Origin of the sequence: Synechocystis salina LEGE 00031, from assembly GCF_015207985.1 — a bacterium.
Lineage (GTDB): Bacteria > Cyanobacteriota > Cyanobacteriia > Cyanobacteriales > Microcystaceae > Synechocystis > Synechocystis salina.
In genome coordinates, this window is sequence record NZ_JADEVV010000004.1 from 64,929 (window position 1) to 81,293 (window position 16,365).

The 16,365-nt window shown below is 45.8% G+C and carries 3 protein-coding genes; all 3 read right to left on the reverse strand.

Features of this window, described 5'->3' with window-relative positions; translation table 11 throughout:
* Positions 1 to 7 precede the first annotated feature (7 nt).
* Complete coding sequence (locus IQ217_RS02240; RefSeq protein ID WP_194018756.1) at positions 8 to 3,604, reverse strand: AAA-like domain-containing protein; 3,597 nt, start codon at positions 3,602 to 3,604, stop codon at positions 8 to 10.
* Positions 3,605 to 3,923: 319 nt separating this feature from the next.
* Positions 3,924 to 4,658: a YoaK family protein gene (locus IQ217_RS02245; protein ID WP_190598638.1), complete on the reverse strand. Its 735-nt coding sequence runs from the start codon at positions 4,656 to 4,658 to the stop codon at positions 3,924 to 3,926.
* Positions 4,659 to 4,896: 238 nt separating this feature from the next.
* Complete coding sequence (locus tag IQ217_RS02250; protein ID WP_194018757.1) at positions 4,897 to 16,086, reverse strand: Calx-beta domain-containing protein; 11,190 nt, start codon at positions 16,084 to 16,086, stop codon at positions 4,897 to 4,899.
* Positions 16,087 to 16,365 lie beyond the last annotated feature (279 nt).

Sequence of the window (16,365 nt, forward strand, 5' to 3'; positions counted from 1 at the left end):
CTGCCCTTCAATTTTCCGTTGACTGGCAAAATTCCAGGGAATAGGTCTGGGCTGGTTGTTTCTGGGTGGCCAGATAATCCCTCAACCAGCCACAACCCTGCTCCACTAGTTGGCGGAGCCGCTCCTTCTCCGGAGTTACGGGCCAACTTTGCAGATCACCGTTTTGGGCCACGGCCAGTAACCATTGGCCTTCCAGATTAAAGCCTAGCCCTAATAATGATCCCGATGTACTGGTAAATTCCCCTCGGAGGTTACCCTGCTGGTCCCAAAGTCTGACCATGCCATCACTGGCAGCGGTGGCGATCCATTGGCTGTCGGGACTGATGGCAATCTGATCAATGGGTAGGGGGTCACTTTTTAGGGTGTGTAACAATTCCCCCTCCACACTCCAAATTTTGGCGGTGCCTTCCCGACCAGCACTTAATAGGTATTTACCGTTGGGGCTGTATTGCAGTTGATTGAGGCGATCGCCGTGGGCCACAATGCTTTTAATTAGGGTGCCATCAAAATTCCAGAGGGTGAGATTACCCTGCTCATCCCCGGCGGCCAGTTGGGGTAAGGTCGGGTGGAGGCTAACACTGCGGATGGGTTCTTTTCGTTGCATGGGGTTGCCCAGGGCCAGGGCAATGGGGCCATGCAATTCAATGGCATTACTGGGGTTGCTATTGCTATCCCCTTGGGCGTGGTTCCCACTAGGATTTTTGTTGTTTGCCCCCTGCCAGAGTTGCACTTCTCCGCTACCGGTGGCCACGGCGATCGCCCATTGGGGGGATGTGGGGGTGGTGCGTAGGTCCACATCGTAAACACGGCCAATATCCGCCGTCCAGGCTTTGGCCAATTGAGGCTTGGCCTGGAGTTGCCACAGTTGCCATTGCCGACCCCGTTGCCCCAGCAACCATTGGCCATCAACACTGAACTGGAGGCGATTAACATTTTTGCTAGTATTTGGTAAAGTCCGGCGGCTTTGGTCTGCCGTATTGAATAACATTAAGGGTTCATTTTCCATTGCCAACACAATAGTATTGGTATTGGCATTCTCCGCCACAGCCCCGAGTACACCAGGCAAATTGAGGCTAACCAAATCGGGCTTTGGGGTCATATCCCAGACCTTAACCAAGTTATTTTCCAAGCCGATCGCCAATAGGGCACCATTGGTGGCTAGGGCTAAACCAAAAATTGCCTCTGGGTAACCTTGGTACTTTTTCAGCATTTTGCCGCTGGTGGACCAGTGAATGATGCTGCCGTTACTGCTGCTAGAAAATAATTCTTTACCATCGGGGCTGAAGACCACCCTGGTGACAAATTCATCGTGGCCCAATAGGGTGGCTTTAATTTCCCCCTGGAGATTCCAAAGTCTCACAGTGCCATCGTCCGCCGCCACAGCCAGTAGGTTGCCATCGGGGTGCCAATTAACCCCAAAAAAGGCCACCTCCGGCAAGCCAAACTGACGGATGAGATTACCCTGCAAATCCCAGAGGCGAATTTGCCCATCCCGGCAGACGCTGACCAGGGTTTGGCCATCGGGACTAAATTGGGCATCATCCACGGATTTCGTGTGCCCCTCCAACACAGCTAGGGTTTTACCCGATCGCCAATGCCAAATACGCACAGTGCGGTCCCGGGAGGTGGAAGCCAGGGTTTCTCCATCGGGGCTGAAACTGACGCTATAAACGGAATCTTGATGGCCCTTTAGGGTCTGCAAAACGTTGCCTTCCAGATCCCAAATTTTGACCATCTGATCCTGGCCGGCGGTGGCGATCACTTTACCGTTGGGGGAGAAATCCACCCGATAGATACTGTCTTTATGGCCAGTCAGTTCCCGCAAAAATCGGCCCTGGGGAGTCCAAAGGCGCACTGTTGCATCCCGGGAAGCAGAAGCAATTAAATTGTTGTCGGGACTAATGGCCACACTGGTCACTCCGTCCCTATGGCCCGTGAGAATATTTTTTTCGGCAATTTGGCTGAGAATTTGTTGCAAACTTACCAATGGACTGGTGGCGGGATATTGACTGAGGGTTTCATTCGCTTTGACTAGGTGGTGGAGTTGTTGCCCTGCCTCCAAAGCTGTCACCAAACCCGGAATTTGATCAAAGGTGAATTGCCGTTGGGCGCTAGTACCTAAGCGTTGTAGTTCTGTGCCCTGTTGACTCCGTTGTTGCTTGAGGGTGGCAAAGTAAGCCTGGCTTAAGGCGATCGCCGATCCCCCCAGGGACATCATCAGCACCACAATACCGAAGCTGATCATCCGTTTAGCCTTGACATTGGCCTGGGTCAAAATTTGGTTGGCGGCCAGGGAAGCTTCCTGTTCCTGATTTTGACTGGCGTTGAGGTAACGGTAATCCACCCCACTGAGGTTTTTACTGCTGGCCCAGGCCAAGGCTTCCCGTAGAGCTTCCCCCCGTAGTAATCGAGAAGAGTCTTGGTAATTGGAATTGATCCAAGCCTGGAGGTTAGTGCTGTAGGGTCGGAGTTTATTGAGCTCTTTACTAACCCATTGGGCATTAAAAATTGCTTGGTAAATGGGGTTATAGGGACGCAATTGCCCTTCCACTTTGACCACCAGCCCCGTTAGCCGCAACACCGTTTGTTCGACGCTATCGTCCGCGGGAATGGCACCTTTATGCAGAATTTCTTGGTACAGTCCCAACAGTTGCCCACTGCGGGCCTCGTCCTTCAAAAGGCGATCGCCAATGGTGCGAAAATGTACCGGTTCGTCATTGGATTCCCAGTGGTGAATGATTTTATCTTCGATCACCTGGGCGATGGCGGTGGGAATGGTGTCAGCTTGGCAATGCAACTCCCCCCCTTGCAGAGCTTGGGCCACTAGTTCGCAGACCTTCTGGGTTAAAAAGGGTTGTCCCCCTGTCCAGGCTAAAATTTCCCTGAGAATTGCCTGGGCGCTCCCTTCATCCACCGCAAAACCAGCGCTGAGGGGCAGGGCTTCTGTGAGGGTAAACCCAGTCAGGGCAATGGCTTGGCCAATGTTAAAGGGAGTTTGGGTTTTATTATCAATTAAATCCGAGGGGGTAGCTACCCCAAAGAGGGCAAAGCTGAGGCGATTATATTCCCTATCATCCGCCCGTTGGTTGTAGCAAAAACGAATGTAGGAAAAAAAGTCATCCAGGGAAAAGGGCAGGCTCAGCACCTTATCAATTTCATCAATAAAAATGACAATCTGGCGATCGCCAATGGTTTGAAGAATGACCGATTCAACAAATTCCCGTAACTTTTGAATGGGACTGAGTTGTTCCCGCTCCCGTAACCAGGGTTTGAGGGCCACTTTGCCCGCCAAAGATAGACCAAGGTAAAGCTGGGTAATAATGCCGTTATACCATTTTTGTGGGTCAGCTTCAGTGCCCAAACTGGTGATGTCAATGGAAACACACACCACCCCATCTTGCTGTAGTTGATGCATGGTACGTACCCGTAGGCTAGATTTGCCCATCTGCCGACAGTTGAACACATAGCAAAATTTCCCTCCTCGCAACTGGGCCAAAAGTTCCCGGTCTGCCTCCCGTTGGCTATAACTGGGATGGTTAGCGGCCAAACTTCCCCCTACCTGGTAGGGACTCGATTGCAATAAATTTAGGGACATGGAGGACATTGTTATTTAGTTATGTCTTTGACTATCCCGCCAAAGGGCAAGTAACGGTTTGCAATAGTGCATCGACTCTTTGAGGGGAGCTATGGTTTCCGCCTCTGACTTTCATTATACGCAGATAGCAAACCACCTTAAAACTAAGACAAAAGTGCATTTATAAGGCTGTTATTACCATCTGAATTTGGGAATAAAATAGACAAAAAACTTAGCCGTCGTAAATCCTAATTGAGTTGACTTAATAAGCAAGATTAGACCGAAAAAAAATTGGAAAAGATTTATTAATTAAAAACTTTGATCACGCTTAAGCAGGTTGAATCAGATTTTATTTTAACCCAGCATTCATATCAGTATGGCGGAAAATCAGTTCAGCTTTTAATGACAACCACAGCATCAACACCAAAGGTAAGCATAATGAAGATAAACCCAATTTAGCCGTCAAAACTCCACCGAAAATAGCACCGACACTAAATCCTAGCAATGCACTGCCAAATTTTATTAGTCTTGTGCGGCAAGCATCAAGATCCTGGCAGGATGCCCTTGGGCGAAGGGTGTCTTGTAGTCCACTAATTAATGCTAGATCCATGGTGAATTGGGTCAAATTATTGGTCATGGCGGTGGTAGGGGCAATATGTCCGAGGGATTCCCGCATTAACGCATTTTGCATTCCCATGGAAAATACTCCTAGGGAGCCAGTCAAAAATAACGGCAAATTATTGGCTGATTTATGGTGGGCTGGAGCCAAAATAATTGCAGTTATGGTAAATAACAGTAAAACTAAAGTTTCCATACTAATCAAATGGCTGAGCTTTAGTTGATGGCGGCGAGCCAGGACAGTGGTAAGGATAACGGCAAACATAAAAACGGGAATGACTGCAAGTCTAACCCACAGGGCTTGTCCCCCCACGCCAATTATTTCCGTTGCCGCTATGACCAGATTGCCAGTAATGTGAGAGGTGAATAAACCATTCAACCCTAGAAAGCTAGCTGCATCGACAAAGCCGGCTACCCAACTGAATAAAACACCGACAATAAACTGCTCATTTAATAATAGTTTCATCGTCTATGGTTACATGGCAAAGTTATGTTAGAGCGTGTCTCAAAAATCTGACAATTGTGGTTAATTACCCCCTCCTCTGCTTTTCTGACAATGCTAGTTAGTCTCCCCCTAGCGCTCCTGATTAAGGAGGATAAACTTGGAAGAGTTCCTCATTTTAGCAAGGATTCTTTACTGACAAGGCAATTTTTTAAGTCCATTCTTAGCTTGACCATGCGCGTAAAGTAACACTGAATAAATTCTAATTTACGGTGTTAGAAGTTGGAAAACTAAATTGCAAAATCACATCATTGTAATCCTGATCACCGCCCCCAACTATATCTTCAAAGCCAAAAAGGTTACTACCAAGACGGGACATTTGACTAATACCACCGGGGTTAGCCTCATTAAAAGAGAAAAGAGCAACGGGGCCAAGATTGGGATCATTACCGGGATTTTGGTTCAGCACCTCTGCAATGGTGGCGTTGGGAATAATCACCATGCCATACATATTGTTGCCTAATAGGTTAATGGTTTGTTTTGTTGTGCCAAAGAAACTATCCGGTGCAGTTAAACTTACTCCGGTGAGGGGATTTTGGGCTCGATTTAAAGCGGCCTGGAGGTAACCTATTTCACCTGGCTTGAGATCAATTTGGCGATCGCCATTAATGTCTAATCCCCCAGTTAAGCTATCCACTTGGTAGAGGGCAATGGCATTGTCATAGGCTCCAGCACGACTAATGGAGGCTTCGACGGCAACGGTTTGATTTAAAATCCCTGGTACAACCAAAGTTTTGGAGCTAATTTCAGCAGTGATGCCATCAAAGCTCAATTGATGATAACCCCGACTATCGGTTTCGACGGTGGGGGAAGTATTAATGGAAAAAGTTGTTTTGCCTCCCTGTTGGCTGTAGAGCATATAGTAACGATTAGCTTCTAGGTTTGAGTTTTCCAAACTTCCAAAAAATTGCTCTTCGGTTTTGGCCAGCTCTATGGGATTGGTAAAACTTTCCTGGGCCAGGGTACGGGTAAGGGAGTTATTAGATGAACTATCTTGATCCTGAAAAATAATTTGCTTACGAGCGAGGGCCGCAGTTTCATAGCCTGGATCGTTAGGTTGCAAACCATTGATTGTGCCGTTTTGATCATCAACCACAATCCAGCCCAGTTCATAGTTTTGGTCAGAACTGCTAATTAACCTTAGTTGTACCTGGCCATCGGCATTGGTGGGAGCCCAGAAAACCCGATTATTGTTGGTAATTAAACCTGGAATGGTACGACCCAAATAACCTTTTGTTTCCACCAGGCCATTGCTTACGCCGTCGGCATCTCCCCGATCGCCATCGAGAAGCTCAAGCTTGACTCCATGGGGACTACTTTCACCATCTAGATAACTAAATTTGGCCCCGGTCACATTGTTAGACATTAGGGATTCATAACTTCTCGTGAGGGGATTGTAATTAAAAAAGTCGTTAAATTCGCCGATGCCACCGACAGTGACATCAGCTTGGGTTTGGCCGCCATTAGTGGTGGTGGAAAAATTGACTATGCCTCCCATTAAGCTATTTTCCAACTCCCCTGCCAGATAATTCCAACGGCGGATCTGGGAACCATTGCCATCAGCAGCTAGGGCAAACTCCTGCCCCCAGTTTCCTAACCTTAAACCTTCGTCTAACAAAGAAACTAATAATCCAAACTGGCGATCGCCGGTGTAAATACCATCATTAGGAATTTGAACTGTGACTGTTTTACTGGTTTCCCCTGGGTTAAAGATTAGCTGTCCCGCCACTGGTAAATAGCGATTACCCGCTTTACCATCACCATCTTGGCTGAGATAACTAACTAAAACATACTTGTCCAGATCCCCCGTCCGCTCAATAACAAAATCTACCTCTCCTATTGCCTCTGAAATTTTGGGATTGGAAACAAGCAGTTTAGTCGGGGCATTGGGATTTGAAACTGGAACTTTATTTTGAGAATTGATAGTTAAGTCACTTAATAAACCGTTGTTGATTTCTGTATTAGAAGTCGGTAAAATTGGTGCTGGAATATTGGTGCTTACGGCAGTGTAAGTGGGTGCTTTGGCTTGGTTAACCAAAACTGTCGCCGCTGAGAGGTCAGACGTGTATTGATAATATTTATCGCCATATTGATAAGTAGTTCCCGCCGCACTAAAATCGCTACTTAACACGAGACTATCGACACTATCCATCAGCACAACAACTGTGTTGTTACTCGACAAATTAGTAACGGTTAAAGCATTGAGGGTTAACGTATTCGCACCATAATCGAGAATACTAATTACTTCAAAGTTTTTAAGCCTTACCCCTGGTGCCAAGGTGGTAATATCCCAATTCTGTCCGTTATAACCTTGTAATTCCAACACATCTAACCCTGTCCCGCCATCTAGGCGACGGAAGTAGGTATCAGCGACGGAAACAAAGTCATCCCCTGGTCCTGCATAAACTACGTCTAAACCTCCATTAGTATAGATTTGGTCATCACCCTGCCCTGCCACAAAGCTTTCCCCAGTGGGGGTGCCGAGCATAACATCATCGCCTATAGTTCCTGTTTGATTCACCGTTTGGTTAAAGTCGCTACCAAAGAGGACAAAACTGAGGTTGTCGTTATTCCCTGGCGCACCAATAATGAGGTCATCAAAACCATCCCCATTCACATCCCCGCCGCCGCCAAGAGAAACTCCAGCAAGGGAATTAGGCAATCCGGTGACCGAAAATCCTTGCTCTGGTGTGAGGTCTTTTAACGTCAAGAATTTGCCATTGTTTGCAGATAAAGCCGCCCCAAAAACCACATAGCCCGTTCCTTGTTGTTGATTGGTCCCCGGAACCCCAATCCACAAATCATCAAAACCATCTCCATTCACATCCCCCGCTGGGGCAAAGCTAGTCAATTGAGCTGGTAGACTGGTATCGGTATTGATGTCAATGGTGGAGAGCAAAATGTCAGGCTGTGAATTGCTGTTTAAACCACTTAAACTGCCGTAGTAGATCGCAACAAAATTAAGTTTGGATTTGTTATTCTCTACGAAAGCCGTCAAAATATAGCCGAAATCGTCAATTCCATCCCCATTTACATCCCCGATATCCTGTAAGTCACTAGCGTTAGGGTCTCGGAGTAACCCGCCCACTGTCGGCAACGCGACTGAGATGGGAGATAAACCGGAGGAAGAATAAAGGGAAAAACTATTGCTAGGAATATTAACCGCTAACTCTCGATCGCCATCGCCATTAATATCTATAATATCTATTCCTGTGGCAGAGGCTATCGCTGTGGGAGGAAGATTAGTTGAATCAAAATTCGTTAGTTTCCCAAGCTGATTTCCCAAGGAAATTAAATTTTTTCCATCACTAGCAGAGAACAACATGTCGCTATAGCCATCATTATTATAATCTGCGATGGCAAAGGCATTAGAGATTCCGGCTAATTGTAGAGAGGAGTTAGCATCAGCAACTAGGGTTATTTGTTTCTGATTACCAAAGTCAATATTGCCCAACAATAAATAAAAGTTATTGTTGCTATCTATGATGCCAAAATCTGATAATCCATCGCCGTTATAATCCCCAATATCCACCACATCTTGAATGTCGGCACTCTGAATATTTATAGTTAAGGCATCATTGCCACTGGCGGCGGTCAATAAGTCTTTGGTGCTGTCTCCAAAAATAATTACTCCGGCATTATCTCCGCCCGAATAAACATCGGCAAAACCATCCCCGTTAATATCGCCTAACATACGGACAATACTACCGTTGTTAGAAATAGAAAACGGTGGTAGAGACGTTTCTAAAACCTGATAACCGTTGCCGGCAGTAGAGTTGACTAAGTAGAGTTGATTATTGACAATCACCGGAGATGGAGCATAGTTACTAGTCCCCGAAATTTTGCTGGTTGTCCAAACTGTGCCATTAGTTGAAGTGCTTAAGTAAATTAGTTGATCTTCGTCTACACGGCTTTGGGTGCTCGTTAGATAGATGGTGGTACCATCTGTGGTCAGCCCTGGGGTTTGGCTAGTATTAACGCCCGGTACCGAAGCTAAAGACCACGATAAGTTATTAAGATCCGTGCCTGTCGTCGAGGTAATATCAATACCGTTGCCAGGGCTACCTTTTGTTCCTGTTTGATAAGCAAGGTACAGTGTTTCATTTAAAACTGTGGCGCTGACAGCGTTGGGACTAGTTTGAGGAGCACTACCATTGTCATAGGTCACCTCAAATAATCCTGACCATGAGTTACTAAACTGGGGATTGTCGGAATAGATATAAAGTATGCGGCTACTCGGATCGTTAGAGATAAATAAGGCCAGTAATTTATCTTGGTATGTGACAAGGGTGGGGGCATTGGAGGAGGTTTGCCCAATGACAGACTGTGAACTCCAACTTTGTCCTTCATTGGTACTGTAAAGAATATTGAGTTGGGGATCTAAGCCCGTATAGGCTAAATACAATACATCATTATAAACCGCTAAAGAGGGAGAAAAGTTAGTGGCATTTTTGATCGCCACAATTGCGTTACTCCAAGTTTTTCCGCCATCTGAACTGATCGTAATGTAAATATCTTGCCCACTCCCATCTCCCTTGTAAGCCATGTACAATTTCCCCTGATAGCTCACCAAGGATGGCATTACACTCGTTGTCTGGTCGAAAATCTCTGGATTGGCAACCTTGAAGGTGCTAAAGCTATTGCCATCGATGACAAAGCCATTATCAGAGCTGACATTGGCTAACTTAATACTGCCATCGTCCTCCAAGTAAGATTGGCCATAAACTGCATAGGCTTGCTGGGCATTGGGGGCCGTTAATAGCAAACTATCAACTTTTCCGTTGCTTCCCGTTTTCCCGGTAATATTTCCCAACCCAGTGGCCGCCGTACCTGCTAGTTGATAGGGGAGGCTCCCATTCAATAAAAAGGTTTTATCCTGACTGGTCGCGCCCAGATCAAAGATTGTTCCAACCTGACTCAGATCCAAGGGGCCAAAGAGGAGATAACTTTGACCAGTGCCATTACTGGCTTGGGGAGCGGTAATAAGAAAATCCTGATAACCGTCCCCATTGAGATCTCCAGGCACAGTGACAACGGTTCCCGCCTGACCATTAGCTAGAGAACCGTTAATGATGAGATTGCTGACTGTGCTTAAAGCTTGGGGCGATGTTGAGGAGGAGGACGGTTGATGGCCCTGAATCACATACACTGCCCCTGCATTGGCATTAATCCCTGTTGCTGAAATGACCAGGTCTTGTTGTCCATCCCCATCTAGGTCTGTAAAGTCTCCAGAGGCGATCGCCGCTCCGGCCAGATAGTTAGTGGCAACTCCATTGGGGGCTGGAATATCAGGGCCTGTATAGGTTCCCCAGGGAGTTAATCCTTGACTACTAGTGGAAAAAACATGAACGGCTCCCACCGCAATTTGTGCCGAGTCTGGATAGAGGGATTGACTGCCAGAAGGTAGTCCTCCTTTCCCTTTCCATTGATTGTTAACTTCCACTTGATAGGCGGGCGCACCGATAAAAAGGTCATCGCTCGTACTACTACCGGTGAATGTGGTGGGATTCCCAGGTGAATAATGGGAAGCTCCTAAAGAAAATCCCGCCCGCTCACCCACCTGATTCAACGAAGTCCCTTGGTAAACTTCTGTGAATGATGTACTGCCGTTGTAAGCAATATAGACAGCCCCGCCGTTGCCTACTCCAGGGGCACCGAAAGCAATGTCATTGCGGGTATGGCTGCTATCTCCGTCAAAATTACCCATAACAACGGAAAATCCGGCTTGGGCAGAGGAAATTGCTGGGTTAATTACATAGCCCATGGCAGAAGTTAAACTACCAACATCTATGATGCTCCCAGGGTTACTGGTGAGGTAACTGCCATAAATGACATAAATTACGCCATCCCCACCATTGGCGTTAGCATCCCCAATTACTAAATCGTCTATGCCATCACCATTAATATCCCCCGTGGCTAGGCTCATGGACACACCACCGTTGACAACACCACCATCAGCAATGCCTGTGATTAAAACTCCCCCCGGATTGCCTGATAAATCCGTTGTCGTGAGGGGATTACTCTCCGTCCCACTCAAAACACTGCCACCGGCCAATAGAATCTGAATGGTGCCGCCACTGACCGGATTGCCGGCGCTGTCCGTGTAGCCCCGATTCCCCACTGCCACATAAGCTAAACTGCCATCGGCCTTAAAACCACTGGCAAGCTCAACGGCGATCGCCGCATTATTGGTGTTAATGACAAAGCCGCTATCAATATTGGCTAAGGAGGCATCGTTGGCTTCTGTAACCGTGGCAATGCCCAAAACTTCCGTCCCTAAATCATTAACACCCTTAGCAGGAACCTTTCCCCCTTGATTGGCGATGGAGGTAACCTGGGGTGTAACGCTACTAACATCCTTAAAATATACCGTCACCGTCGGCGTTGCGGAAAAGGTATTGCCGGTTTCATCAATAAACAAACTGAGGGTCTCTGTTTCCCCCATCACTCGATGGTTTAATCCCAAAAGGGCCGGGTCGAGACTATTGAGCAGAATCGTCCCATCAGCAAATGTGAGCTGACCATTATTGGGGACGGTCTCGCCTAAAATCACCCCGACTTGGAAACCACCGATGGCATTGCCATCACCATTTTGACCAACCCCCCACAAAAGATTTGTTCCGGGAACTGTAACTGCTATCCCTGTAATTTCTCGCCCTTGTTCGCCGGTCAGATTAATTTGGAAAATGCTATCCGCTTTACCATTGGGAAAAATTTCTTTGCCTTTTGGGGACTCCGTGGCCGCAACGATATCCCAAATCGGGAAATTGGCATCACTCAGGATGGTGGGAACAATAGTGGGAATCGGTTCGATTTGGCCACTTAATTGCCAACTGTTTGTAGTAGGATTCCAAACACTGTAGTAGGCTTCTGGCCCGGCCGGCACTGGGTCAACATATTGAGCATTGAAGCGATCGCCAATTTCGTTAGTGCCTAAAGCTCCATCAAGAAACTGGTTCCCCGTAAAATCAGTGACGTTAGAGGCAGTTAAACCAGTACTACTGGGAACATAGGAAAGGACGGAATTATAAAAAGCAACTTCATCGACATAAACCGATCCCTCCTGGCCCACCACCGCCAGCGTCCCGGATTGGGGTAAATTGCTAAAACTAACATTGTCCAAACTTCCCACTAACTCACCATTTAGGTACAGAGAGAGGATGTCTTGGGAACCGTCATAGGTGCCGACCACATAGTACCAAGTGTCGGTATTAAGGGGGGGCGTTGTCGCAATAGTTGAATTGCCAGTATTGTCTAGGCTGAACTTTAACTGCGTATCGTTGACAGTAAAGAGAAAAACATCCGCCATAGACACTAAGTTAGGAATGGCGTTGATGCTGGGTAATTTAAACCAGAATTCCACCGAAAATCCCTGAATGGAAACTGGAATCGCCGCGTCAAGGGTCACGCCGCCGCCATTGAACAAGACCGCAGGATTGGGATCACCAGAATTGTTTGTGGTGTCTTCCAGGGCCCCAATTTGATTAAGGGTGAAATTGCCACTGTAGTTACCGTTAAAACTAGGCCCAGATTGCCCTTCATTAATTGCCGTTGTGCCACTTAGTTCCCCTAGGCGTAGATAAACAATGGGATCTTGCTCCACTACGAGATTGCTGTAGGAAGCAGGTTGGCTTTCTGTCCAAAAAATGGCAGGTTGGCCATCAATGGTGCTGATATTCAATTCCGTAAAGGCATCTGGGGAAATTTCCGAGAGGAGTGTCTGGGGAGTAGTCCAGGTGGTGCCATTAAAGCTTGACCAGTAAATGGTGGTTGAAGTATTGCCATTACTCTGCTGTTGGGTATTTAACCAAGCGGCGAGCAATTCCCCATTGGGCCCCGCTCCCAACGTCACTTTTTGATCCTGGCCAGTTTGCACTGCGGCGATCGGTTGGGCCAAACTCCATTGATTATCTGGGCCTAAGATTGAATAGTAAATATCAGATTGACTAATTGCCGCATTGATTTTTTCAGCTTGTTCACTGCTATAGTTTTGCCCTGGTATTTGTTGAATAGTTAAATCATCGTTGTCAACCTGAACCCAAGCCAGGACATTAATTTGGTTAGTCTGATTTGTGGTTGGATCAGTGTAGGTGTAGAGAGTAGAAGCTACGTCAAAATTTAAGCCACTGGTGCCGGGAATCGTTGTAATTTCGGAAATGCCGCTGTCTCCAAAGGGGGAAAAAGCTGTTTTGATCACTGTACCGGAATTGGTGGGAGTGGTAAGAATGTTACTAGTGGAAAAAGATGCAACAACTTGATTATTAACTCCCTTTAGTGGGTTGTCAGGATCTGATGTATAAGCTACTGAAACAAGATTTCCTTGACCAATTTGAAGGGAATTATCTAAGGTCAGGACAACCGATGTTTCATTGATAATTGCCTGGACAACGCCAACAGCTTTGCCATTGACTAATACGTTGAAATCGTTACTGGGGAGTTGATCATTTTCCGAAGTAAACGATAGTTCTTGATCGAAGGCAATAACAATAGTTTGATTAGAGCCATAGCCATTATAAATATCACCGTTAATGTCTAAATCTAATACCGTTGGTGCGCTGGCATCATTAATTAGATCAACTGATAAATCAGTAAACTTCTCCAACCAAAACGTTGTCCCAGTTGGATCAATATAAACTAAATTGCTACTGTTACTTCCGTCCGATGCCACCAAGTTATAGCTAACAGAAACGGTTGTTGCGTTACCTGAAATCGGTTGGGCCAAGGTTAAAACCAGTGTGTTCCCTTCCACATTTGGAAGCTCGTTCTGATTTAACGATTGAGTAATACCATCAATGATGACCACAAACTGATCTGCCTCAGGATTCAGATAGTTCCCCTGATTGTTGGCTAAGTTTTCCCCAAAGGTCAGATAAATATTACTTCCTTGGGCTAAGGCAGAAATGGGTAATAAATTAGGGGCATCGCTACTCCAACTGAGCAGAATATCTCCTTCACTAGTGAGGGATAAAGCCGGAGAGCTATCTTGGGTAAAGTCATTATCTATCTTGCTCAGAACCTGATTAATATTCTCTGTGCTGATAAAGGTATTGTTGACATTTCCTGCTGTGGTAGAAGGGCTAGAATTGCTAACGATAAAAGAAGCAATGTCTTGATTACTTGCACTTTCTAGATTATTGCTTCCTCCTTCAGTCGGCGTATATTGTACGGTATAGTTTTCTCCCTGGGGAATGGTCTGAGTTAAGGTTAGAACAACACTATTTTGATTAACGTAAACAGGTTGTTGACCGTTTTGATTAGGAGCAATTAGATTGATGGTGCTTCCATCACTGTCTTTTACGATAAATTGGCTCGCATCGGGAACAATATCGGTGTTTAACGGTGTATTAAAGGCGATGGTTATTTGTTGATTGGTATTGGTATAATTATTACCATTGCCACTGGTTGGGTCGTAGGTATAAACCAAAGTTTGGGCGGAGTTATTGATAACCGTACTTTTTGTAAAGTCATTGAGCTGATTACCGCTATAGCTCACGGTAATATTGTCCGTTAAGGGTTGATCGTTCAGGGTGGCGTAGGGAATTGCACTTTCTAAACGCAGAATAACTGCATTTTCTTGGACAATGACGTCAAAAACTGGAACAGTCGAAACACTCTTATTGGCATTGGTCACCTGAACGGTAAAATCTTCAGGATTGAGACTTAAATTTGGGCTTAAGGGAGTAGCAAAGGGGATAGTTAGTAAGGATCCCTGAACACTGGGTTCCGTTTCGGATGTCGATGGCGTTAATGAAGAATTGGCAGTTAGAATTTGAGAAGAAGATTCCGGCCAAGTCCAGGTAGGAATACCGGCGATTTTAGCATTGAGCAATCCCAGAGCCTGAACTTCCAGGCTATAGGGAAGTCCGAGGGTAAATGTATCTTTGGGAAAGTCCGATGATCCCTTGACGAGAAAGGTTCCGTCTAGAAATATCCCCACCGAACCAGTTAATTTGAAAATAAAGGGAATATCAACGATTAATTCGACACCACCTTCTATGGGGATGCCAATGAGTAATGATTCCAAGGATAGTGGGCCGTTGTCATCAATTGACTCAAAAGCAGAAATTAAATTGGAAAGAATGGCCTCAAGTGCAACAACTTGAGAAAATACTGGAATAGCAGTTCCAAATGAATCGGCAATTAATAATCCTTTTTCACTTGAATTAGAATCAATAAAGGGAAATAAAATATTTCGATAGGTATCAGAATCCTTGGGTTTTAACTGCCACTGAAGGGCAATTCCGGCATCTATAAAGGCATTGAGGTTAAAAAGATTTGTTTTATTTTCACCAAAATTGGCACCTACAATTGGGAAGGTGAAACCAAAGGATAGGGCGAAACTACCTGTTTCAAGCTCAAGGGGATACTGCCCACTCGAAGCTTGCGTATTGCCAAAACTATACAGAGAAGATAAAACAATCGAAAAGTCAAATTCATTAGTTTGTGCTTCTGTTGTCTTCTTTTTCTGGAATGGGGTTTTCTTTTCCGTAGCTTTTGCAAAACTAACAGCTGCAACTGCATTGAGCAGGAGCTTACCATCGGTGGAGACCCCACCGCCAAATAGAGACCAGGTAGGGTTATCACCGCTTGACCCCTGTAAGGCAATATTGACTGATACCCCACCAAATCCATTTTCAACCGCCTTTTTTACCTTAGCATTTTCACTCTTAGCAATAATAAATTTCAATAGGCTGTCGCTAAAGCCACTTGATGCATTCCAATTTAAGCCTTGCCCATTAAAGGCTTTTTTTGCTAAGAATTCTGCTTCAGAATCACTTAAAACAGAGTAGGAAGCGGCAACGGCAGAATTTTGACCCGAATAACTCGACGAAATTCCTGATAGGGTTTTATTAACTGATGAAGAGGGAGAACTTGGTGTCGTTGTGAATTGACTACTATTAACCCTAAAGGATTGGTAGTATAAGTCCGTATCTTCCCGAATACCTTGGTTTTGAGCATTTTCAGTATCAACTTTTTGCCCCACCACAAACACGGTGCCGTCATCTTTGGCGATCGCCCTGGGTTCTAGATCCCCCACTTGATCAGCAGTTAGGGCCTGGGGCTTATCCAACCATTGCGTTTTACCACTGGCATTGTATTGGGCTGCCGTGTAGAAAATATTGCTTTCATTTTCGCTCCCCTGCTGGTAAACCACCGCTAATCCTGGTAGCCCTGTGCCGGAATCATCAATGAGCTTATCGTTGGCAATTAAGTTTAAACTGACGATTTTTTGAGAGCCGACATTGGCGATCGCCGTTTCATTGATCCAGGTTGCAGAATTGTCGTTGTAAGTTGCGTGAAAGAGCGTGGCATCTTCCACCCAGACAATATGGGTTACCCCCGCCGAATCCGTAGTGATCGCAGAAAGTCGATTTGAGAAGTTAATGGCCATGAAAAAAAAAGACGAAGTTAAACGGCATTTTTGGACAATAATTTGCAGAATTCCATGTTGGTGTTTTGCAATAAATGACTGAAAAACCTAAGCCCTCACCTGATTGGGTTGAAAGCCGTGCTTAAGTAATAATTCAGTTTTTTAGTTTAAATTTCTTCTTGTCCTGGCCAGGATCTCAGATGGCGTTTGATACTTCCTTAACTCCCAATATTGCCAAGTTTAAAGAGAAATTGCAGAATTTCCAGACGCCGTTCTACCCGCCCGACAAGCAGAATTAAG

Excerpts from the sequence above, each read along its gene's own strand:
- IQ217_RS02240 (WP_194018756.1), bottom strand. The coding sequence starts at position 3,604 with ATGTCCTCCATGTCCCTAAATTTATTGCAATCGAGTCCCTACCAGGTA.
- IQ217_RS02245 (WP_190598638.1), bottom strand. The coding sequence starts at position 4,658 with ATGAAACTATTATTAAATGAGCAGTTTATTGTCGGTGTTTTATTCAGT.
- IQ217_RS02250 (WP_194018757.1), bottom strand. The coding sequence starts at position 16,086 with ATGGCCATTAACTTCTCAAATCGACTTTCTGCGATCACTACGGATTCG.